This window comes from Pauljensenia sp. C0254C2, from assembly GCF_056583835.1.
The window spans coordinates 123,867-142,324 of record NZ_JBWPJO010000002.1 but is presented as its reverse complement, the minus strand read 5'-3'; the positions used below and the strand labels follow the sequence as shown (position 1 = coordinate 142,324).

At 59.6% G+C, this 18,458-nt stretch carries 17 protein-coding genes and 1 tRNA gene; 10 read left to right on the top strand and 8 right to left on the bottom strand.

Annotated elements, in window-relative coordinates:
- Positions 1-5 precede the first annotated feature (5 nt).
- Both AC1DA5_RS02235 and AC1DA5_RS02230 read right to left on the bottom strand, forming a co-directional pair.
- Entirely contained in the window at positions 6-1,151 is a 1,146-nt protein-coding gene (locus AC1DA5_RS02235) for a TadA family conjugal transfer-associated ATPase (RefSeq protein WP_117394378.1), read from the bottom strand.
- On the bottom strand, positions 1,148-2,128 hold the full coding sequence (locus AC1DA5_RS02230) for a hypothetical protein (RefSeq protein WP_058237474.1): 981 nt from the start codon (positions 2,126-2,128) through the stop codon (positions 1,148-1,150). Before AC1DA5_RS02230 ends, AC1DA5_RS02235 begins: the two co-directional genes overlap by 4 nt.
- Positions 2,129-2,254: 126 nt before the next feature.
- Here AC1DA5_RS02230 and AC1DA5_RS02225 point away from each other — a divergent pair, with 126 nt between their 5' ends.
- The gene (locus tag AC1DA5_RS02225) at positions 2,255-3,058 is read left to right on the top strand and encodes an HAD family hydrolase (protein ID WP_070725291.1); all 804 of its coding nucleotides are present in this window, start codon (positions 2,255-2,257) and stop codon (positions 3,056-3,058) included.
- A gap of 14 nt (positions 3,059-3,072) precedes the next feature.
- On the opposite strand, the gene AC1DA5_RS02220 is transcribed toward AC1DA5_RS02225, so the two are convergent.
- The gene (locus AC1DA5_RS02220; RefSeq protein ID WP_480289115.1) at positions 3,073-3,912 is read right to left on the bottom strand and encodes a hypothetical protein; all 840 of its coding nucleotides are present in this window, start codon (positions 3,910-3,912) and stop codon (positions 3,073-3,075) included.
- Between the two features lie 27 nt (positions 3,913-3,939).
- Here AC1DA5_RS02220 and AC1DA5_RS02215 point away from each other — a divergent pair, with 27 nt between their 5' ends.
- From AC1DA5_RS02215 to AC1DA5_RS02205, 3 genes are all read left to right on the top strand, one after another.
- Positions 3,940-4,962, top strand: a complete 1,023-nt coding sequence (locus AC1DA5_RS02215; RefSeq protein WP_141757241.1) for a hypothetical protein — start codon at positions 3,940-3,942, stop codon at positions 4,960-4,962.
- Positions 4,963-5,047: 85 nt separating this feature from the next.
- Complete coding sequence (locus AC1DA5_RS02210; protein WP_058237478.1) at positions 5,048-6,268, top strand: Yip1 family protein; 1,221 nt, start codon at positions 5,048-5,050, stop codon at positions 6,266-6,268.
- A 5-nt stretch (positions 6,269-6,273) separates the two neighbouring features.
- Positions 6,274-7,188, top strand: a complete 915-nt coding sequence (locus tag AC1DA5_RS02205; RefSeq protein ID WP_480289114.1) for an alpha/beta fold hydrolase — start codon at positions 6,274-6,276, stop codon at positions 7,186-7,188.
- On the opposite strand, the gene nth is transcribed toward AC1DA5_RS02205, so the two are convergent.
- Positions 7,171-7,863 (bottom strand): endonuclease III, encoded by a 693-nt coding sequence (gene nth / locus AC1DA5_RS02200; RefSeq protein WP_058237480.1) that lies wholly within the window; start codon positions 7,861-7,863, stop codon positions 7,171-7,173. The genes AC1DA5_RS02205 and nth overlap by 18 nt on opposite strands.
- Before the next feature lie 148 nt (positions 7,864-8,011).
- Here nth and AC1DA5_RS02195 point away from each other — a divergent pair, with 148 nt between their 5' ends.
- Positions 8,012-8,692, top strand: coding sequence for a Crp/Fnr family transcriptional regulator (locus AC1DA5_RS02195; protein ID WP_058237481.1), 681 nt, complete (start codon positions 8,012-8,014; stop codon positions 8,690-8,692).
- A gap of 42 nt (positions 8,693-8,734) precedes the next feature.
- On the opposite strand, the gene sp36 is transcribed toward AC1DA5_RS02195, so the two are convergent.
- Together sp36 and AC1DA5_RS02185 are read right to left on the bottom strand one after the other, a co-directional pair.
- On the bottom strand, positions 8,735-8,902 hold the full coding sequence (gene sp36, locus AC1DA5_RS02190; protein WP_074026219.1) for a Sp36 family protein: 168 nt from the start codon (positions 8,900-8,902) through the stop codon (positions 8,735-8,737).
- 33 nt (positions 8,903-8,935) lie between these two features.
- Entirely contained in the window at positions 8,936-9,271 is a 336-nt protein-coding gene (locus AC1DA5_RS02185) for a WhiB family transcriptional regulator (RefSeq protein ID WP_058237482.1), read from the bottom strand.
- Positions 9,272-9,520: 249 nt separating this feature from the next.
- Between AC1DA5_RS02185 and AC1DA5_RS02180 the strand changes: the two genes are divergently transcribed.
- From AC1DA5_RS02180 to AC1DA5_RS02160, 5 genes are all read left to right on the top strand, one after another.
- Positions 9,521-11,809 carry a transglycosylase domain-containing protein gene (locus AC1DA5_RS02180; protein ID WP_480289113.1) on the top strand — a complete coding sequence of 763 codons (2,289 nt, stop codon included), beginning with the start codon at positions 9,521-9,523 and terminating at the stop codon, positions 11,807-11,809.
- 2 nt (positions 11,810-11,811) lie between these two features.
- Positions 11,812-12,849 carry a metallophosphoesterase gene (locus tag AC1DA5_RS02175; protein ID WP_480289112.1) on the top strand — a complete coding sequence of 346 codons (1,038 nt, stop codon included), beginning with the start codon at positions 11,812-11,814 and terminating at the stop codon, positions 12,847-12,849.
- Between the two features lie 244 nt (positions 12,850-13,093).
- Entirely contained in the window at positions 13,094-15,187 is a 2,094-nt protein-coding gene (locus tag AC1DA5_RS02170) for an alpha-L-fucosidase (RefSeq protein ID WP_058237483.1), read from the top strand.
- Positions 15,188-15,363: 176 nt separating this feature from the next.
- Positions 15,364-15,440: transfer RNA gene (locus AC1DA5_RS02165), tRNA-Pro, on the top strand.
- 628 nt (positions 15,441-16,068) lie between these two features.
- On the top strand, positions 16,069-16,914 hold the full coding sequence (locus tag AC1DA5_RS02160; RefSeq protein ID WP_480289111.1) for a hypothetical protein: 846 nt from the start codon (positions 16,069-16,071) through the stop codon (positions 16,912-16,914).
- Here AC1DA5_RS02160 and AC1DA5_RS02155 read toward each other — a convergent pair.
- A complete protein-coding gene (locus AC1DA5_RS02155) occupies positions 16,911-17,306 on the bottom strand; it encodes a hypothetical protein (protein WP_058237485.1) in 396 nt (131 codons plus the stop codon). The genes AC1DA5_RS02160 and AC1DA5_RS02155 overlap by 4 nt on opposite strands.
- A gap of 42 nt (positions 17,307-17,348) precedes the next feature.
- Complete coding sequence (locus AC1DA5_RS02150) at positions 17,349-18,359, bottom strand: bile acid:sodium symporter family protein (RefSeq protein WP_480289110.1); 1,011 nt, start codon at positions 18,357-18,359, stop codon at positions 17,349-17,351.
- Between the last annotated feature and the right edge of the window lie 99 nt (positions 18,360-18,458).

Here is an 18,458-nt window from a genome sequence, read left to right as displayed (position 1 = left end):
CGCCATCATGGAGCAGCACTTTTCGCGTCCAGATCGATGTGCAGCCGTTCAGCCAGCAGTGGCCAGGCGCGATCAGGGTAGAGCCGGCCATCACGCTCTCTCAGCGCGCATTCACATTCACAGGCAACGCCACCTGCTGTCCGGGTCAGAACACCAATCTGGCTGACCCGCCTTCCATGCGCATCGCGCCTCATCTGAATCACCGCGTCAAATGCGGCCACCGCTTGCGCTGACAGCGCGGCATCCGACAGGCCGGCCAGCGATCCGAGGGCAGCCAGACGTGCCGGAACATCTTCCACCGCGTTGGCGTGGATGGTAGCCATTCCCCCGTCGTGTCCGGTGTTGAGCGCCGTCAACACGTCACGCACTTCGGCGCCTCGACACTCACCGAGAATCAGTCGGTCGGGCCGCATTCGCATCGCAGCGCGCACCAGATCCGACAGGCTCACCGCTCCCGCGCCCTGAACATTGGCCTGCCTTTCCTGCAAGTGGATAACATGCGGGTGACAGGGACGCAATTCCCGTACCTCCTCGATACACACGATCCGTTCGTCATGCGGCACGCTGGACAGCATGGTCGACAGCAATGTGGTCTTACCCGACCCGGTCGCCCCGGATATCAAAATGTTGGCCCGCAGTGCCACCAACTGGGCCATCACGCTCGCGATGGAACCGTCCATCAAAGACTTGCGCACCATCTGCTCCAGCGTCATGGAGTGAGCGCGCGAGGTCCGCAGGGAAATCACCGTTCCTTCATCAGAAACTGGTGAGAGCACCGCGTGCAGGCGCACGCCGCCGGGCAGCGTTCCATCCACAATCGGACTGGCCTCATCCAGTCGTCGTCCGCACGCAGCTGCCATGTGGACCGCGAGCGCCCGAACCTGACTTTCCGACCCCAGCTGCACGTCAACGCGCTCCACCCCCTGCCCGCGATCGATCCAGACACTGGTGGAGTTGACGAGCACATCTGTCACATCGGGGTCCGCCACAAGAGGAGCAAGGTCCGGTCCGAGTCCGCCGGCGCGCGCCACCAGATCGTCAAAATCGGTGGCCAGTTCTCTCACTCCTGCACCCTCGCGAGCATTGTCACGCACCGCCCGGACAGCTGAGTGCCCCTGAGCGAGCGCGCGCCTCATGGTGTGACGGCTCATCGCGCACGCTCCATGCCCGACCTGAGCGCGGCATACATTCGCTTGACGGCAAAACCCCTGGGCATCCCACCTCGAAAAGGACACTGCATGGCCTGAATCGACTGGAAGCCGCACTCGCGGATACTGCCCAACAGTTGCGTCGTCGTCCCGTGCGTCGTGGCAATCACGACGGGCACAGCAGGTGGCGCATAGCGGGATATGCCGGCCATCAGCGTACACACCCCGTCCAGGTCGGCGCGTCCGACCAGGCACAGCGCATCGATTCCACATTGGGAGGCGGTGCGCATTGCGTATTCATCCCACCGTCCCAGATCGACCACAACATGCGCGCGGGAGCTCACGCTGGTGAGCACCCGCACCAGCCTCGTATCTGAACGTGCCGGCCCACCACGGCAGTCAGCCGCGAGGATTTTCACGCCGTCACGCACGGGCAGAGCGTCAATGAGCGTGCCAGTCCATCCGGTCTCGTCTGCGCGCAGGTCACCCCAGTGGATACCGTCAGCGGCCACGTCCTGCGCCGCGCCCACGCCTGGCCCATACTCGGCGGTGTCCACGACGATCACGGGCGGAGGGGGAGCCTGAGGCAGAACCGGCAGCGGGTGCGACCGGATCTGCTGAGCCAGCGCCCGCGCGATTGCCGTCACCCCCACCCCACCTTGCCATCCGGCGCAACCGATGCGTATCAGGTCAGGGGAAAATACCGGTGACGGTTCACATGAGGCGACAATGTCGGCCAGCATCATCTCATCGCCGGGCAGGCGCAGCGATCCGGCAGGGCCGACAACAATGACCGGCACCTGTGCAGACGCACGGACTGACGAGGGTGGCCCATCCGGATCCGAGGTCAGCCACATGTCGCAGGGCAGTCCGTCGCTGGCAACCGTTCCGCCTGCAAGCTCGATGATTTCACATGCGCTGCGCCTGGCACCCTCGTCCAGTCGATCCAGTCCGACGCGCACGTTCCACTGTGTACTCATGCCGTCACTTCATCTCACGTGGCTTCCCTCGTCCACCTCGCTCAGTCAACCTGTGGAAGACTGGAGAGAGACACCACCCTGTGGATAACGCGCGCAGTTTTTCGACTCGACGATCAGGAGACCCGCATGAAGCGATCACAGCCACGCTCAAGGTCCGCTGCCTTTTTCGACCTCGACAAGACAATCCTGGCCACGTCAACCTCCGTGGCGCTGCGCGCTCCCCTGCGTGAGGCCGGCCTTCTGACCCGGCGCGGCGCACTGCTGGGTCTGCTCATCCAACTGCCCTACCTGATCAAGGGCGCTGACGAGCAGGCGACAGAGAAAATGCGCGAATCACTGGGTGAAATCGCTGCCGGATGGGACGGAGTCTACCTGGAGTCCACCGTGAAGGATGCGTTGAGCAGGTCAATTGACCCGGTGTGCTTCGTGGAGGCGCTGGAAGAAATCGCCATTCACCGCGCGGCTGGTCGGCGCATTGTCATCGCCTCAGCCTCGATTGAAGAAATGGTGCGCCCGGTTGCTCACATGCTGGGTGCTGACGCGTCGATCGGTTCCTACGCGCAGCGCAATGAGGACGGGACGTTCACCGGCGTGATTTCGCGTTTCAACTACGCCGATGAGAAGGCGCGCGCCTGCATCGACATGGCACAGCGCAACGGGTGGGATCTGGGGGAGTGCTTCGCGTATTCAGATTCCATCACTGATGTGCCGTTACTGGAGGCAGTGGGGCACCCCGTCGTCATCAACCCTGACCGTCAGCTGCGTGAAATCGCTCAGGAACGCGACTGGCCGATTCGCAGTTTCACGCACACGGTTCAGGTCCGCACCTCGCCGGCTCGACTCATTGTGCCGGGCATGATTGCCGCTTGCTCTGCTGCAGGCGCGGCGTGGTCGTTTTACCGCGCGTATACCAGTTTGCGCGGCAAGTAGCCCGCCCTCGTTTCCTATTGCCGAGGGTGGCCTGCCTGGACACTGAGCGCAATATCCAGGGCATCGTCGACACCGGCGATCAGTGATGACAGGAAGAATGCGAGCACGTCGTGCGCGTAGGAGTGATCGGGCGCTGCCCAGCCGGACACAATGCGCGCAACGCGCTGAGGGTCTGTGGCGCTCAGCTTGCTCACAGTCACGACCCCTGTCGGGTCCGTTCCGCGCACGGTCAGAATCCATCGCGCCACAGCCGCCCCCACGGAGCGTGAACCTGGTTCGAACAGTGGATGAGCTGCACAGTCGGCCCATACTGCGGCTGCACTCACCACAGCAGGCACATCACAGGTGACATGCGACAAAACGTGAGCGAGACGCCGAGGCGAGGCAGGAACGGCAATTCGGGAACGTTCAACGTAGCCTGAGGTAGCAAGAAGTGACGTGATGTCGCGGTGCAGTCCGGCGACCAGGTTCGGCAAAGCGGGCTGCGATGCAGGCCTGGTGGTGGGCGTGCGGTTCAGGGGCGGCATGAGCGTCATGACGTGCCATTGGCTGCGCCAGATCCCCAGCGCGAACTGTTCACCTGTGGTCAGGGTGCCGGCTTCGTGTGGCCCCTCGCGCATCGTGAGGTCACGCAGATCGCTGGTGCTGATCGGTGAGCCTTCCCAGCGAGAAAGATAGGCAGCTTCATAGATGTTGGTCAGGGCGCGTACTTCCTGCCACCGGCGGCGCAAACTATGATGGAAACGGACGCGCGTCAATGCGCTGTCACATTGTTCGCGCAGCGCGCAGATATCTGGGGTCTGCCACGCTTGAAGCAGGAGGCGCATGCGCACAATGTGATCGGATTCTTCCACGTGGTGAGTTTATCGGGTGAGGTGAACGTGAGCGAGACGAAAGTGGCACAGACTGGGGTCAGGTCGATCCCTCGGGCCACGCTGTCACAGCACCTGCGTTCAGCGGTTTTCTCAGCGGTTTTTTCACCTGTCGCGCTGATCATCATGGGATTTGCGGTCGCTGACACTCAGGCCGCCACCGCGCAGGGACAGCCATTGTCATCGTCCGAGGGCACCGTCGGTATCGTCATTACGACCCTGTTGCTGGCACTCGTGGCTGCCAACTCTGATGAGTCCTCAGCCGGCCTTGCCGTCACCACTGTCAGTGCGGTAATTGTCGGAGTGGGCCAGCTGACCGGCGCGTTGCGCGCTCCCCTGTGGATGGGAATCGCTATGAGCGAGGCGGACTCACTGACATCGATGCGGTGGAGTCTGTATCCAATATGCGTGGTCTTCATCTGCCTGGGGGCGACGGTGGCAACCATTGCCACGCGGCGGTGGACGGTTCACGCCACGCTGAGGGAACTGGAGCAGGCCAGTGCCGAGAGTTCTCAGGGAGGGTCCTCCCGCGTGCGTCCCTTCAACGGGCAATTCCACAATGCGCGCAACCGGACGTGGGTCGCGGTCTTTTCCTGTGTTGCCCTGATTCTCGGGTGCATCATGATGATGGTTGCCGCGCCCGAGGAATCACTGCGCGTAGCGTCACAGGGGTTGGAGGGGCTGATGGCAGAAAACACGTTCCGACCAGTTCCGGCGCTGATCTGCGCCTTGTGTTTCGGCCTGGTGGCGTGGATTTCGCAGTGGTCAACGTCCGGACCCATTGTGGCGTCCTCAGTTCTGGTGGTCATACCGTTTTCGTTCCTCATCCCATTGTGGTCAAGCCTTACCGGCGCGGTGGTCACACCGCATTCCCTCGCCACGACGCAGATTTCTCTGGCTGCGCCGGTGCTGTCCGCGCTGGGGTTACTGCTTCCCGCACTGGTCATGGGTCCGCTGCTGACGCGCCGCCATGTTCGCGCACAGGTGTTGCGGGCAACTGGGCACCGCCACGGTTTTGTGGATGAGATGTAACACGATCAGAATCGGCCGTTTCGGCACGCCCATCGCAAGATCGGGCAGTTCTCACGCTACATTAAAGGTCTAAGGAGGTAGCACCATGTCTGATCAGGAACTCCACGACCGCCGCCCGGAAGGTGAAGTGGGAGACGATGAACTCATCGTCGATGAGAGCCCGACTTTCGAGGGCGCAAGCGGATCAACGGCTGCGCCGATGGCACCGCGCCCCGAAGAAACTGACGAAATCGCTGAATCAGCTGCCAGCGATGAGATTCTCACGGGCGAAGAAGTGACCTTGAGCAGGCATGAGGGCGACACGGAAAACATCATTGGAGCGCCTGGCAGTGCTGCCGATGACACCTCGGCCGTCGATCCTGTGCCCTCCACTTCCGAACCACGCATCCCCTCCCCCGTCGATCCTGTTGATGACGAGGGCGACGCACCTGACCTGGATGAGGATGAACCTCGCGACCGCATCTCCCCGCCTGAGCGTGATGATTTGCCGGCACCAGCTCCGCGCGACGTCCTCGAGAATCGCCATGACCGCGATGAGGACGAAACAGCCACAGATGAAGATGAGCTGGAGCGCACCGCAGTGCACCGCCGTTCCCTCGTCTCTCCGCCGGAGGAAGCAGATCCGGCAGATGAGAACGAGGCAAACTGGCATCCTCGCGCTGAACCGGTTCCGGTGCACGTGGAAGGCACCCCGAGTTCCCTCGATGACGCCATCTTTGAAGGCACGACACTGTCGCCCGAGATTCCGTCTCGCGCTGGATCGCACTGGTGGAGCTTCTTCGCATTCTTGATCTTCCTGCCCATCGCATGGTTCCTCGCAGCTGATGCCGGGGCGCGCATGACACTTGCTGACGGGTCTGCGTTCTCGACGGGGGCAGTGAACCTGGCAGCTATTGCCGAACTGGTGGGCGCTCTGGTGATTGTTGTCCTGCTGGGGGTGACGGTTGCGCGCTCCTCGCTGGGTGGCTTCGTCATGGGTATCCTCACCTTCCTGTCCGGACTTGTTCCGATCGTCATTCCGGGGATTTTCTCGCAGCTCATTCAGCCTGCTGTTCAGTGGCTGAACTCGTGGAACGCATTCGGCATGAATCTTGCTCACCACTTCCAGGCCTCCGCATTTTCCGGACGCTTCGCACTCCTGGGCCTGATCGTGCTGGTAGGCGCGTGGGTCTCTCACTGGGTACGTCGCCGTGGCCGCTCGGAGGAAGCTCTGCGCGCTGAGGTGGAAAAGATCAATCCTGAAGGTGCCTTCTTCTCATGGCGAGCCCGCCGCCGCGCGGCCAAGGCTCGCGATGAGGGCCGCTGAATCACATGGATGCAGATCTTTCTCTTCGGGAGGTTCTGGAAGAGCCCGGTCCGTGGCAGCATCGTCACGTCAACGCTGGCGGCGCGACCTTCCATGTTGTCGATGCCGGCCCGTTGGAATGTGACCACGCCGTTGTTCTGCTGCACGAATTCCCTTTGTTCTGGCGTTCCTGGCGGCATGTTATTCCCTCCCTGGCTGATCAGGGGCATCGTGTGATCGCAGTTGATCAGCGCGGTTTCGGCGCCTCCGACCTGCAGGCCGACAAGGTGGATCTGCTGCAACTGTCCCATGACGTCACCGCCATCATGTCAGCAATGGGTATTTCCCACTTCACAGTGGTCGGCGCAGGCATGGGCGGTGCTGTTGCATGGATGCTGGGAGCTACCAATCCGGTTGCGTTGCGCGCGGTGATGACGCTGGCGGCGCCGCACCCACTGGAACGTACCCTGTGGCCCACACTGCTTCCTCTGTGGCGCGGGCGTCTGCTCGCCCTGCGCATGGATATTCCCTGGCGGCGCGTCACCTTGCTCAAATCCGGCAAACTCATCGATTCAATGATCCGTTCGTGGGCGGCGCCCTCACATCGCGAACAGATGCTGGCCGACGCACAACCCTATCGACGCGCAATGGCTCGCGCGTTCGCCGCCTCCGCGACCACTGACTCATTTTCCAGCACGCGATTCCTGTCCATCGCCTCGCGCAAGGCGCTGGCCGACCCCGTGCAGGTTCCGACTCTGAGCGTGCACTGCGCAGAAGATTCATCACTGTCGGCTACAGATTTTGCGCGCGATTCACACCATGTGACCTATCCGCTGCACACCACAATGCTGCCCGCAGTAGGGCACTTCGCCCCCGAAGAAGCACCCGAGCGTGTCACGACCCTGATCAGCGATTTCCTGGCTTCACTGCCCACCACCTGACCAGGGCACTACACCGACTTTCGGGCAGCGATCCACCACCGGACACTCATCGCATCGAGGCCCCTGGGCAGTGCACACTGAGCGACCATGTGCGATCAGAACATGTGACAGTTTCGTCCAGTTCACGCCTGCCAGCAGTGTTGTCACGTCCTTTTCGACGCGCGTCACGCTGGTCGCCCTCGTCCATCCCAAACGGCGAGACAGGCGGCCGACATGTGTATCAACTGTCAGTGCGCGCGCTCCGAAACACACTCCCATCACGACGTTGGCCGTCTTATGCCCGACCCCGGGGAGTTTTTCCAACTCCTTGTTGGACTGCGGAACCTCACCACCGAATTCAGTGCACAGCGCCTGAGCGGTCGCAATGATCTGCCCGGATCGTCGGTGCTGGAAACCCAACGGCCGCACGATCTGCTCGACCGTATCGCGCCGCGCCTGAGCAAGGTCCAGAGCTGTTGGAAATTCCCCGAAGAGCGCCGGCGTGATGCGGTTGACCCGCTCATCGGTTGTCTGCGCCGACAGCATTGTCGCAATGAGCAGCTGGAACGGCGTCGAACAATCTAATGTGCATGTGGCGTCCGGATAGGCGTTCATCAGCTGACGCGCAAGTGCCTCGGCAGCTTCAGAACCCGCATTGACAAGCCCAGATGTGTCGTGTTCTGTTGGAATCGTCACGTATGAATAATAATATTGACTGTTGTTGCCATACACTCCGGCCAAAACGCCGTGGTGATTGTCACGATTACGACACAATGGAAGATGAAACGCTGCGAGCAGCCTCGCGCGATTCGACATAGACGACAGGAACGGAGTTTGGTCTCACATGTTTGTTGATGACATTATCAATCAGGTTCCCCTCTTCGACGGGCTCGACGAGGCGCAGAAGAACTTCTTGCAGTCCAAGATGGGACGCACCGCATTGCGTCGCGGCGAAACTCTCTTTGACGAGGGCGACCTTGGCGATCGCCTCTACATCATCACCGAAGGCAAGATCAAGCTGGGTCACACCAGCAACGACGGGCGCGAATCACTGCTCGCCGTGCTCGGACCGGGCGAAATTATCGGTGAACTGACGCTCTTCGATCCAGGCCCGCGCTCCACGGACGCTACCGCAGTGTCCCCGGCGACCCTGCTCTACCTTGAGCACGAAGACCTCATGGAAATCCTTGACACGAACCCGACGCTGGCCAAGCACATGCTCAAGGCACTTGCCCAGCGTCTGCGCCGCACGAACGAGTCCATGTCTGACCTGGTCTTCTCAGATGTTCCAGGCCGTGTCGCCAAGGCGCTGCTTGACCTGGCCGACCGTTTCGGCGCGCCCACCGACGAAGGCGTTCACGTGCCTCATGACCTGACTCAGGAAGAGCTTGCTCAGCTGGTTGGCGCGTCGCGCGAAACCGTCAACAAGTCACTGGCTGACTTCGTCTCCCGCGGCTGGATCCGCCTTGAGGGTCGCGCAGTGACGCTGCTGGATGTTGACCGTCTGGCTCGTCGCGCACGCTGAAGACGTCAAAAAAGTGGGGCGGTCGCTGACCGCCCCACTTTTTTATGCCTGTTTTTCTATCGGCCGCTTCAGGTAGGCGACCAGATTATCGGAACCCGTCGGCCCGGGGATGACGGTGACAAGTTCCCACCCGTCAGCACCCCATTGATCCAGGATTGCTTTTGTGGCATGTGTAAGCAACGGAATCGTTGCGTATTCCCATGTGGTCATGTCACTAGCCTAACTGTTTGATACCGATGCTTCCTAGCGGCGCACGTGGGCCAGAACTTTCGGGATCCGCGGTGTACGTAGTTCACACGCCAAAGCGTCCTGAGATTCGTTGAGCCACTGCCACCAATCCTCCACGTCGTCGTAGTGACGCAGCATAGCTCGCCGTTCACGTTCAGTCAGTCCACCCCACACGCCGAAGTTAGCTTCTGACTGCAACGCATCTGCCAGACATTCCAGGCGCACTTCGCATGCCATGCATTTGACTCGTACCTGGCGTTGGGAAGCTCCCTGCACAAACAGTGCGTCCGGTTCTTCCGTCGCACACAGCGCGCGGGCGGCCCATGTCTGATCCTGATCGATACTGCTCATTCCTTGTTCTCCAGTCCATGATCATCCTTGACCATCACTACTGTGACCATACACACATCTGACTCATTCAAGCAACACGAGATCATCAATAGTGTGAAATATCCTCCTCACAGGATGCATAACAGGCGCCCGCGGCCTCCCTCGTCAATCATCGACGAGGGTGACGCCAGCAGCCTCAATTTGACGAATTCCTCATACCTCAGGCACTTCCCCTCCCCTAATACACGTGGACACACGTATCCTTAACCTATGTCGAAGCCACAGACTCGAACTCGTTCAGTCACGCCAGTCCAGCTGGTGGCGCTCCTGCTCGCCTTCATCTGCATCTCTGCACTGCTGGGCGTCCTGGGTGCCGGTATCGCGGTGCCTGCCGTGGGATCACTGGGGGTGGCCGCCAAAGCCTCACCATCGATTCTCGAGGAGCTGCCCGAAGATATCGAGATCGTTGCACCGGCTGAAGAGTCGACGATGCTCGACGCCAACAATCAGACGATCGCCAAGTTCTACGACAAGCGCCGTATCGTCGTGCCGTCCGACAAGATTTCCGAAGAGATGAAGCAGGCGATTGTCGCTATTGAGGACAAGCGATTCTTCACCCATCACGGCGTGGACCCGGACGGCATTATGCGCGCCGTTGTGCGTAACTTCTCCGACGATGACGGCATGCAGGGTGCATCGACCATCACGCAGCAGTACGTGCGTAACTCGCTGGTGGAGAAAGGCCTTCTGGAAGGCGACCCTGAACAGATTCACGATGCGACGGTGAGTACACCTGAGCGCAAGCTGCGTGAAATGAAGTACGCGATGAGTCTGGAGCGCCAGATGTCCAAGGATGACATCCTGACCGGCTACCTGAATATCGCACCATTCGGCCCCACCACCTATGGCGTTGAAGCCGCTGCTGACCTGTACTTTTCCTCCCACGCATCCGAGTTGACCATGCCGCAGTCGGCACTGCTGGCGGGCCTGGTGCAGTCCCCGGTCTCCTACGATCCGCTGGTTCACCCCGATGCCGCTCAGGAACGACGTGACATCGTCCTTTCCGTCATGCTCGATCAGGGCATCATTACTCAGCAGGAACACGACGAGGCGGTGGCCACACCTGTTCCCGACATGCTCAACCCGAACGAGCGCCCCCAGGGCTGTGCCGGCGCGGCGACGGGTATGGAGTATTTCTGCGAGTTCGCCAAGCAGCAGTTCCTCGACGATGCAATATTCGGTGAGACCCGCATCGAACGTGAACGCCTGCTGAAGACCGGCGGTATCACGATTCGCACCACGATTGACGCGAATAAGCAGAAAGCTGCGCTGGACGTTGTCAACGGAGCATTGCCGCCGGGTAACGGAGTCGACGCCGCGATCGCGTCGGTGGAGCCGTCCAACGGCCACATCGTTGCGATGGCTCAAAATACGCACTTCGGCGCACCCAAAGAATCCGATCCAGCAATGACGCAGGTGAACTATTCGGCGGACTCAAACTTTGACGTCGGATCAACCTTCAAGGTATTCACTCTGATTCAGTGGTTCAAGGAAGGTCACGGCGCTTATGAAAGTGTTGGCCGGGGTAACCGCACCTACACGCCGGGTGATTTCCATTGCAACGGCGCCGCGATCGGTGGCTTCGAGCCGTGGACGGTGGGCGACCTGCCCGGCAAGGACGGCTCCCACACGGTCTTGCGCGCCACAGAGATGTCTGTCAACCAGGCATTTGTTAACATGGCGAGCCGCCTCGATTTGTGTGAGATTTTCCAGCGCGCAGCTGACCTGGGCATTAAGGACCCCAATACGGGTGAAGCGCCGGCCGCCCTCCCGTCCAACATCATTGGTTCGACCGGCGCATCGCCACTCGCGATGGCTTCGGCGTACGGCACGCTGGCCAACGGTGGCTCGCAGTGCCCACCGACGGCGCTCCTGTCCGTTTCTGACCGCTCAGAGAATGTCCTGAAGGAATTCAAGCCGTCGTGTCATCAGGTCTTGGATCAGGAAGTGGCTGATAAGGTTGCGACGCTTCTGGGCAAGTCAGCTGCTGAATGGTACGGCCCGCAGGAAGGTATTTACCTGGAGGGTGGCCGCCCGTTTGCCGCAAAGACCGGTACGACTGACTCGAACTCGAACACATGGACCGTTGGCTTCACGCCGCAGCTCGCCACCGCCGCGTGGATGGGTCATGCGAACGCATCATCCCAGCAGGTCTCCGATGTGACGGTGGCCGGACGCTACTACTCGGTTCCTTATGGTTCCACGGTTGGCCTGCACCTGTGGATGCCGTACATGAACCTTGCTCTTCAGGGTGCGGAAGTCCAGCCCCTGCCGAACGCCAACCTGAATGGCACACGTCAGGTTCAGAACAATGCCAACTCGAACAACCAGAACCAGAATCGCGACAGGAACGCAGGTAACAACGCGAACTCCTCGTCCACTAGTTTGTCCACCGACGGCCAGGTTGACCTCAGTAATATTGATCTTGACAGTTTGAATCTGAAGCCCGGCGAAAGCATCGAGCTTCCTGACGGCACGATTATTGAGCGAGAGAGATAACGATGAGTGAGTTCAACGCGCGCCAGTCGTTGGCTGCGACGGATCCTCGCATCTTGCTCAATGCGTCCCGTCAGCCATCGGTTCTGCCACCCCGCCTGATCGCAGCGGGCCGCGCGTTGGGCCTGGCCACTGCGACGGTGGCGGGTCTGGGGGTCGCTTCGCTTGCCTGGGGTCAGTGCGAGCGACGATGCCCGACGGTACGGCACTTCTCGATTCCAGTGCCTGCACTGCGCCAGGGCGAAGAGCTGCGCATCCTGCACATCTCCGACCTCCACCTGTATTCCGGTCAGGACTTCCTCGTCGATTTTCTTGACCACGTGGCCCGAACCGAGGATTTCGACATGGTGATGTCGACGGGCGACAACTTCGGCAATGCGACGGGAGCTTCGCTTCTGCGTGAGGCCTACCGGCCGCTGTTGGCTTACCCCGGAGTGTTCGTGCTGGGTTCCAATGACTATTACACGTCGTCGACGTTCCGCCCCTGGACGCACTATCTGCGCCGCGATGCGCACGCCGTTCACGACACGTCCCGCCTGGCGCGTCTGCCGTGGCGCAATTTCGTTCAGGAATTGACGAGGGCGTCCTGGGTTGACCTGTCGAATCGGTGCGATCAGCTGACGGTGCGCCTGTCGCACGGCGACCGGTCGGTGGCGGTCAATCTGGCAGGTGTTGACGATCCGCACCTTGAGCGCGACCGCATGCCGGAGCTGCCGGAAAGATGGGATGATTCGGACACCATCCGCATCGGTGTCACTCACGCACCGTATCGCAGGGTCCTCGATGCGTTCGTTGATCGAGGTGTGGATCTGATCTGCGCGGGACATACTCACGGCGGTCAGATTGGCCTTCCAGGGTGGGGGGCGCTGGTGACGAACTGTGACCTGCCGCCGCGTTACGCCAAGGGTGTGCACACGTGGAGGCATGAGGGCGCGTCTGCTCCCCTGCATGTCAGTGCCGGACTGGGCACCTCACCGTGGGCGCCGGTTCGTATCGCCACGCGCCCCGAGGTGTCGATTCTGCGTCTGGTCAGCGCAAACTGAGATCGTTTGACATCACCTTGAGCCGCATTATGTGTGGGGGGACTTAGATCCTTATTCCTTTTGTTTTAATTTTGTTTCTTGCAATAAATTAACTCTTTATTTTGGTTAATACCGAAACAGTAGAAGAAAAGTAATTCTTTCGAGTAGCGTAGTCGGCGACAATGTTGTCACACTATTAGGAGATCACGTGAGAAAGCTACATTTTCTTGCATCTTCAGCGTTAACTCTGGGCCTCATAACTTCTATGACAGGTCTAGCCTTCGCTGAACCGTCTGCCGATCTGGCACCCGCGAACCCATCCCCCGTGGTAGGCGTGGATGCAGCAATTCCCTACACTGAATCGGAGCGCGCCCAAAACTGGGAAAAGCTGAAGTTCGGAATGTTTATCCACTGGGGCGTTTATTCGAACTTCGGTGGATATTACAAAGGTCAACGCCAGCCCCTAGGGTATCCGGAACAGATTAAAGCCTGGTCGAAAATCAGCGACGAAGATTATCTTGCTGAAGCAGCACAAATGAATGCGCCTGAATTTGATGCCCATGAATGGTGTCAAAATGCTAAAGACGCTGGAATGAAATATCTGGTTATCACATCAAAGCACCATGATGGTTTTGCAATGTGGGATACCGCAACAACTGACTATAACGTCATTGATAAGACCGATATGGGTCTCGACCCTCTGGAAGAACTGTCGACTGCTTGCGCCGATGTCGGTTTGAAGTTCGGCGTGTACTTCTCCATTATCGACTGGACTAAGCACGAAGCTGAGCCCTACTCGAACATGAACAAGATCCCCGAAAGCATGATGCCCTACATCAAGTCTCAGCTCACTGAGCTGATGACGAAGTACGGCGAAATCGCAGAGGTCTGGTTCGATATGGGCGCTCCCACTGCCGACCAGTCAGAGCGAATGGCCAACTGGGTGCATGAACTGCAGCCCAACGCCATGGTCAGCTCACGCGTGTGGAACAACAAGGGTGACTTCGAAGTCGGTGGCGATAACGCGGTCTTCAGCCAGAAACGCCAGGCACCGTGGGAAGCTGCCCGTTCAACGTTCCCCACGTGCTGGGGATACTGCAAGTGGCCTGAAATTGAAAACAAGCGGCAGAATCCCGCTCAGCTGACCTACCAGATTCAGCACGAAGTTAACAACCTGTTCACAACAGTCGCCAACGGTGGCCAGTACCTTCTGAATATTGGCCCCAAGGGCACCGGCGAAATGGATCCATTCGAGGTCAACATCCTCAAGGGTGTGGGCGAATGGAACAAGGCTCACCCCGCCATTCTCAACGGCTCACGCTACGCCCGTTTCCCACAGGAAAACTGGGGATATGCGGTCGTCAACGACAATGCGGTGTACCTGGGTGTCACCGACGGCTGGGCTCCTGACAAGACCATCCAGTTGCGCGGCCTTTCCTCCACGGTCAAGTCTGTGACAATTGACGGAACGGATACGGAACTTCCGTTCACGCATGAGGGAACCACACTGACAGTCACACTCAAGGGCAATTCCCCTGACGCGAACCTGCCGGTGATCAAGGTTGAAACAGAAGGCAAGCCACTGTACCTGTCGGAGAAGACTGTCACGTCAGATAACGGCACCTTCACCGCAACTGAAGAGAACGCAGAAAGCATGCCGAGCACCCTTGGATACTCAGGGGACGTGTCCCACACCGTGTACCTGACTGCCAAGGACAATGCGGTGATGGATGCCACGGCAACTGTCACGTCCAATGCCCTGAAAGACCAGACGATGTACGCCCTCACTGTCGGGGACACGCGGATGGAAGTGACAGGCGCGCAGCTCAAAGCTGGCGTGGAGATTGGAGCTCTGGCGGCCAATACCGCAACGCCGGTCATGCTGTCACTTGCCAATCCTCCTTACTACGCCACACCGCTGGGAATCGACACATTCCAGATGGACGTGAAAGGCACTGTCACCAAAGTCGTGACCCCCGAGGCGCCAACAGTGGTTCCCGCCGACAAGTGCGGCGTTGAGCAAACGGTGAAGCTTCCAACCCAGGAAGGCGTCACCTACACCACGGAAAAGACCAACTCAACGGTTCACGTCACAGCTTCAGTGGCCAAGGACTACATGGTTAAAGACGGCGCAACCGTGGAATGGGACCTGTCGGTGGCTGCGCAGCCATGCCCTGTCACCCCAGCCAAGCCGGTCACTCCAGGCAAAGTCGAACAGTCCAAGAAGAGCGCGGACGGTAAGTACATCGTCGCCAAGGGAATTGCTCGCACCGGTGCGAACAACCTGACTGGCCTCATTGCGCTCAGCTTCATCGTCGGCGCAACCGCACTCACGGTTGTGTCCCGGAAACGGAGGTGACCTGAACTAACTGCCATCCCTCGCGGGTGAGGTTTCCAGCCGTGTCAACAGCCAGAAGCCTCACCCGCTTCTCCCTTTCATCAGCGCCACGCAAAGGGTGTGACCGAAACTGCAGCGTATTTGCTCTCTTATTTTTGTGTACTCAGCATCGGCATCGCTATACTTGAACGGTCGCACGGGGTGTGGCGCAGCTTGGTAGCGCGCTTCGTTCGGGACGAAGAGGTCGTGGGTTCAAATCCCGCCACCCCGACCATTGTGATGTGTCGGGACATCGTTGACAGTTTGTTGGCGGTGTCCCGATCTTTCTGTATACGGCCGCCTTTCAGTACACTGCCGGCGTTTCCACATCTTGCTGGCCTTTCTGCATCTCACCGCCTTTTTGGGGTTAATGCCCGAAATGTGTGTATGGGGTGGGCGTGTCGCGGGGTGTTTAGTGTCCGGCCCAGCCTTTTTGGGTGTGTCCTGACCGCAAATCCTTCGGGCGGGGATGCCACTGCTGTCCTGCCGCGCGCACCAACACGTGCACATACCCCTAGATTTAAGCCCTCCGCGTGCACATACCCCTAAAAAGTCTTGTAAAAATGCACAATCCCCTAGATTTAACGCGTGAGGCTCGAGGCCGCCGGAAGCTACTGACGGCTGACCTGCGGAAATAGGTTTTGTCCTTTTGGGGTGCCGACTTTAGCTAGGGGTATGTGCAATTCGAGCGTTAAATCTAGGGGAATGTGCACCAAAGCAGGGAAGATCTAGGGGTATGCGCAACGCAGGTAGCCAGCACGTATTTCAATCAAGTCGGCGCTTTGTTCCGCGACGAGGCATCAACGAAACAGAGGAGGAAGCCTCTGGCACGTGGAGGTGAGTGAGCACCGCGGCGTGGCACAATGGAGCTTTCAGAACTTCTGTTCACTGATCGGAGTGTTATGGACGGCATCACCCAGTATCTTGACTATGTTTTTGATCAGGTTGCCGACAGGGACACCCCTCAGGTCCAGGCTACCCGCACACAGATCCACGATCAGATGAGCGAACGGGTACAGGCACTGGTTGACTCCGGCGTTGACGAGGATTCCGCACTGTCAACTGTGATCAGCCAGTTCGGCACGCCAGATGAGCTCGCAGCCTCATTCGGGCTTGAAGCGCTGTCACCCTCGACACCGAAACGCGACGTGGTTCCCGAAGAATTCACCGTGGTGGATCTGCAGTGTGCCCAGCGTGTGCTGGACTATCGCCGCGAACGAGGCCAGCGCATTGCCCTGGCGTCAGCTCTGTGTGTCATCGCATTCATCCCGATCATCGTGCTTGAACTGCTCGCAGGCCAGGACGGTGCCGTGACCGTGACACTCGCGTTGAGCATCGGCGGTGCGGCCGTGATTGTGTGCTTCGCCGTTGCGGCATACCTGTTCATTGCGGATCCGCATCGCCGTGAGTTCTCAGAGTGGAAACGGACCCGCTGGATCGCTGATGCCGAGGCTCGTGCGCATGTTCGTGAGCAGCGCGACCGCTTCACCCCTTCTTTCAGCACGATGACAGTCAGTGGAGCAACGGGGTGTGTCATCGCCACAGTCCTCATCGTATTGACAGGGTTCATTGACCCCGCCCGACTGCCCTACGCTCTGCCGATCTGTTTTGGCTTGGCAGGTGTGATCCTGACGGTTTCCATCTACGTTCTGGTGCGGGCGCAGTCATTCAGGAATGCGCTCAACCTGATCGTCCCGGACGAAACCTAGACGTCAGAGCGCGTATGCGGCAGGTACTCCCACTGCACGTCGATCACGTCCGCAAACCTTTCAATCATCGCCCAGATCGCGTCGGTGCACATTTCGACCGAATCGATCGCATCCTGACCACCTGAACAGATCGCGATTTGAACAGGCTCGTCAGCGCTTCCTGCACCGAAACGCAGCATGGAGGCTCCGCCTCCGTAGGCACCGAACCCCTCGGGCACGCCCTGAGCGGGAGTTTTGCGCGCGAATCCCTCTCTCAATGCGCGCCGCAGGTCGGCGCACACCGTCTCATCACCGTCCGTGACGGTAATGCGGACAAGCATGTTGAGCAGCTGGTTTTCATTTTCCCGGCCATAACCCCAGTCATAGTCGGGTGTCCACGGTTGAGCTGTCATGACGTGTCCTTTCCGGGTGGGGTCACCCTCGTCGATGCTTGTTTAGTCTACGTCGCCAAGGCTGCGGCGGCGGAAGAAAGCGGCGAGGATTCCGCCGGACAGATTGTGCCATACGGAGAAGACGGCTGCCGGCAAAGCGGATTCGGGAGTGAAGAACTGGGAAGCGAGGCCTGCGGCCAGACCGGAATTTTGCATGCCCACCTCAATGCAGGTGGTGCGGGCAACACGCTCTCCGCCTCCGGTGGCCCGCCCTGCGAAGTATCCCAGCACGTGTCCGAGGACGTTATGCAGCATCACGACGAGGAGGACGAACAGGCCAGCATGCACAATGCGATCAGCTGACTTACCGACAACAGCGATCAGCACGTATGAGATACCGAGGACAGACACCCACGGCAGGAACGGCAGCACTTTCTGCACGAAGCTTTCTGCCAGGCGTCGAATAATCAGGCCGGCCAGAATCGGCACAAGGACGATCTGCACAATCGTCTTCGCCATCGACCACGCGTCAACAGGCAGGTATTGGCCGGCCAGCCACTGCGTGAGCAGCGGAGTCATGATCGGGGCGAGCAAGGTGGACACGGATGTCATGGCGACGGACAGTGCGACATCACCTTTGGCCAGATAGGAAATCACGTTCGATGCAGTACCGCCCGGTGCACATCCCACCAGGATGACGCCCACGGCAAGTTCGGGCGGAAGGCTGAATACCTTCGTCAAGACGACGGCCAGTGTGGGCATGATGACGAACTGTGCAATCACACCGACGATGATGGGGAGCGGACGCTTGACGACCAGGACAAAATCGGATGCCGTCAGCGTCAGGCCCATGCCGAACATGATGACGGCGAGCGCAATGTTGACGCCTCCTGCCAGGCGCGCCGCTGGCCCGGGAATCAGCAGCCCCATGATGAAGGCGATAATGATGATGAGCGGGAAAACGGTCGCTGCGCGGCGAGCCGATCGGTCCTCCGGATTCAGACGTGCCGATGAGTGATCCTGCTGGGAGTCGAGCACGTTGGTAGTGCTCTCATTATTGTGTTCATGGGACATAGATGTACAGTGCTCCACCGCATGCCACAGATGATTCGGCATCTCACCTTTTGGCCGAAGTGTCCATATGGCGACCACGTGCGCCACTTCCGTACACTG

Bases quoted from the DNA above. Each gene is read 5' to 3' on its own strand.
- AC1DA5_RS02185 (WP_058237482.1), bottom strand. From the start codon at position 9,271: ATGAGCAGTATCGATCAGGATCAGACATGGGCCGCCCGCGCGCTGTGT.
- AC1DA5_RS02155 (WP_058237485.1), bottom strand. From the start codon at position 17,306: ATGACAGCTCAACCGTGGACACCCGACTATGACTGGGGTTATGGCCGG.
- AC1DA5_RS02225 (WP_070725291.1), top strand. From the start codon at position 2,255: ATGAAGCGATCACAGCCACGCTCAAGGTCCGCTGCCTTTTTCGACCTC.
- AC1DA5_RS02230 (WP_058237474.1), bottom strand. From the start codon at position 2,128: ATGAGTACACAGTGGAACGTGCGCGTCGGACTGGATCGACTGGACGAG.
- sp36 (WP_074026219.1), bottom strand. From the start codon at position 8,902: ATGACCACATGGGAATACGCAACGATTCCGTTGCTTACACATGCCACA.
- AC1DA5_RS02150 (WP_480289110.1), bottom strand. From the start codon at position 18,359: ATGTCCCATGAACACAATAATGAGAGCACTACCAACGTGCTCGACTCC.
- AC1DA5_RS02170 (WP_058237483.1), top strand. From the start codon at position 13,094: ATGACAGGTCTAGCCTTCGCTGAACCGTCTGCCGATCTGGCACCCGCG.
- AC1DA5_RS02195 (WP_058237481.1), top strand. From the start codon at position 8,012: ATGTTTGTTGATGACATTATCAATCAGGTTCCCCTCTTCGACGGGCTC.
- AC1DA5_RS02180 (WP_480289113.1), top strand. From the start codon at position 9,521: ATGTCGAAGCCACAGACTCGAACTCGTTCAGTCACGCCAGTCCAGCTG.
- AC1DA5_RS02235 (WP_117394378.1), bottom strand. From the start codon at position 1,151: ATGAGCCGTCACACCATGAGGCGCGCGCTCGCTCAGGGGCACTCAGCT.
- AC1DA5_RS02175 (WP_480289112.1), top strand. From the start codon at position 11,812: ATGAGTGAGTTCAACGCGCGCCAGTCGTTGGCTGCGACGGATCCTCGC.
- AC1DA5_RS02210 (WP_058237478.1), top strand. From the start codon at position 5,048: ATGTCTGATCAGGAACTCCACGACCGCCGCCCGGAAGGTGAAGTGGGA.
- AC1DA5_RS02160 (WP_480289111.1), top strand. From the start codon at position 16,069: ATGGAGCTTTCAGAACTTCTGTTCACTGATCGGAGTGTTATGGACGGC.
- AC1DA5_RS02205 (WP_480289114.1), top strand. From the start codon at position 6,274: ATGGATGCAGATCTTTCTCTTCGGGAGGTTCTGGAAGAGCCCGGTCCG.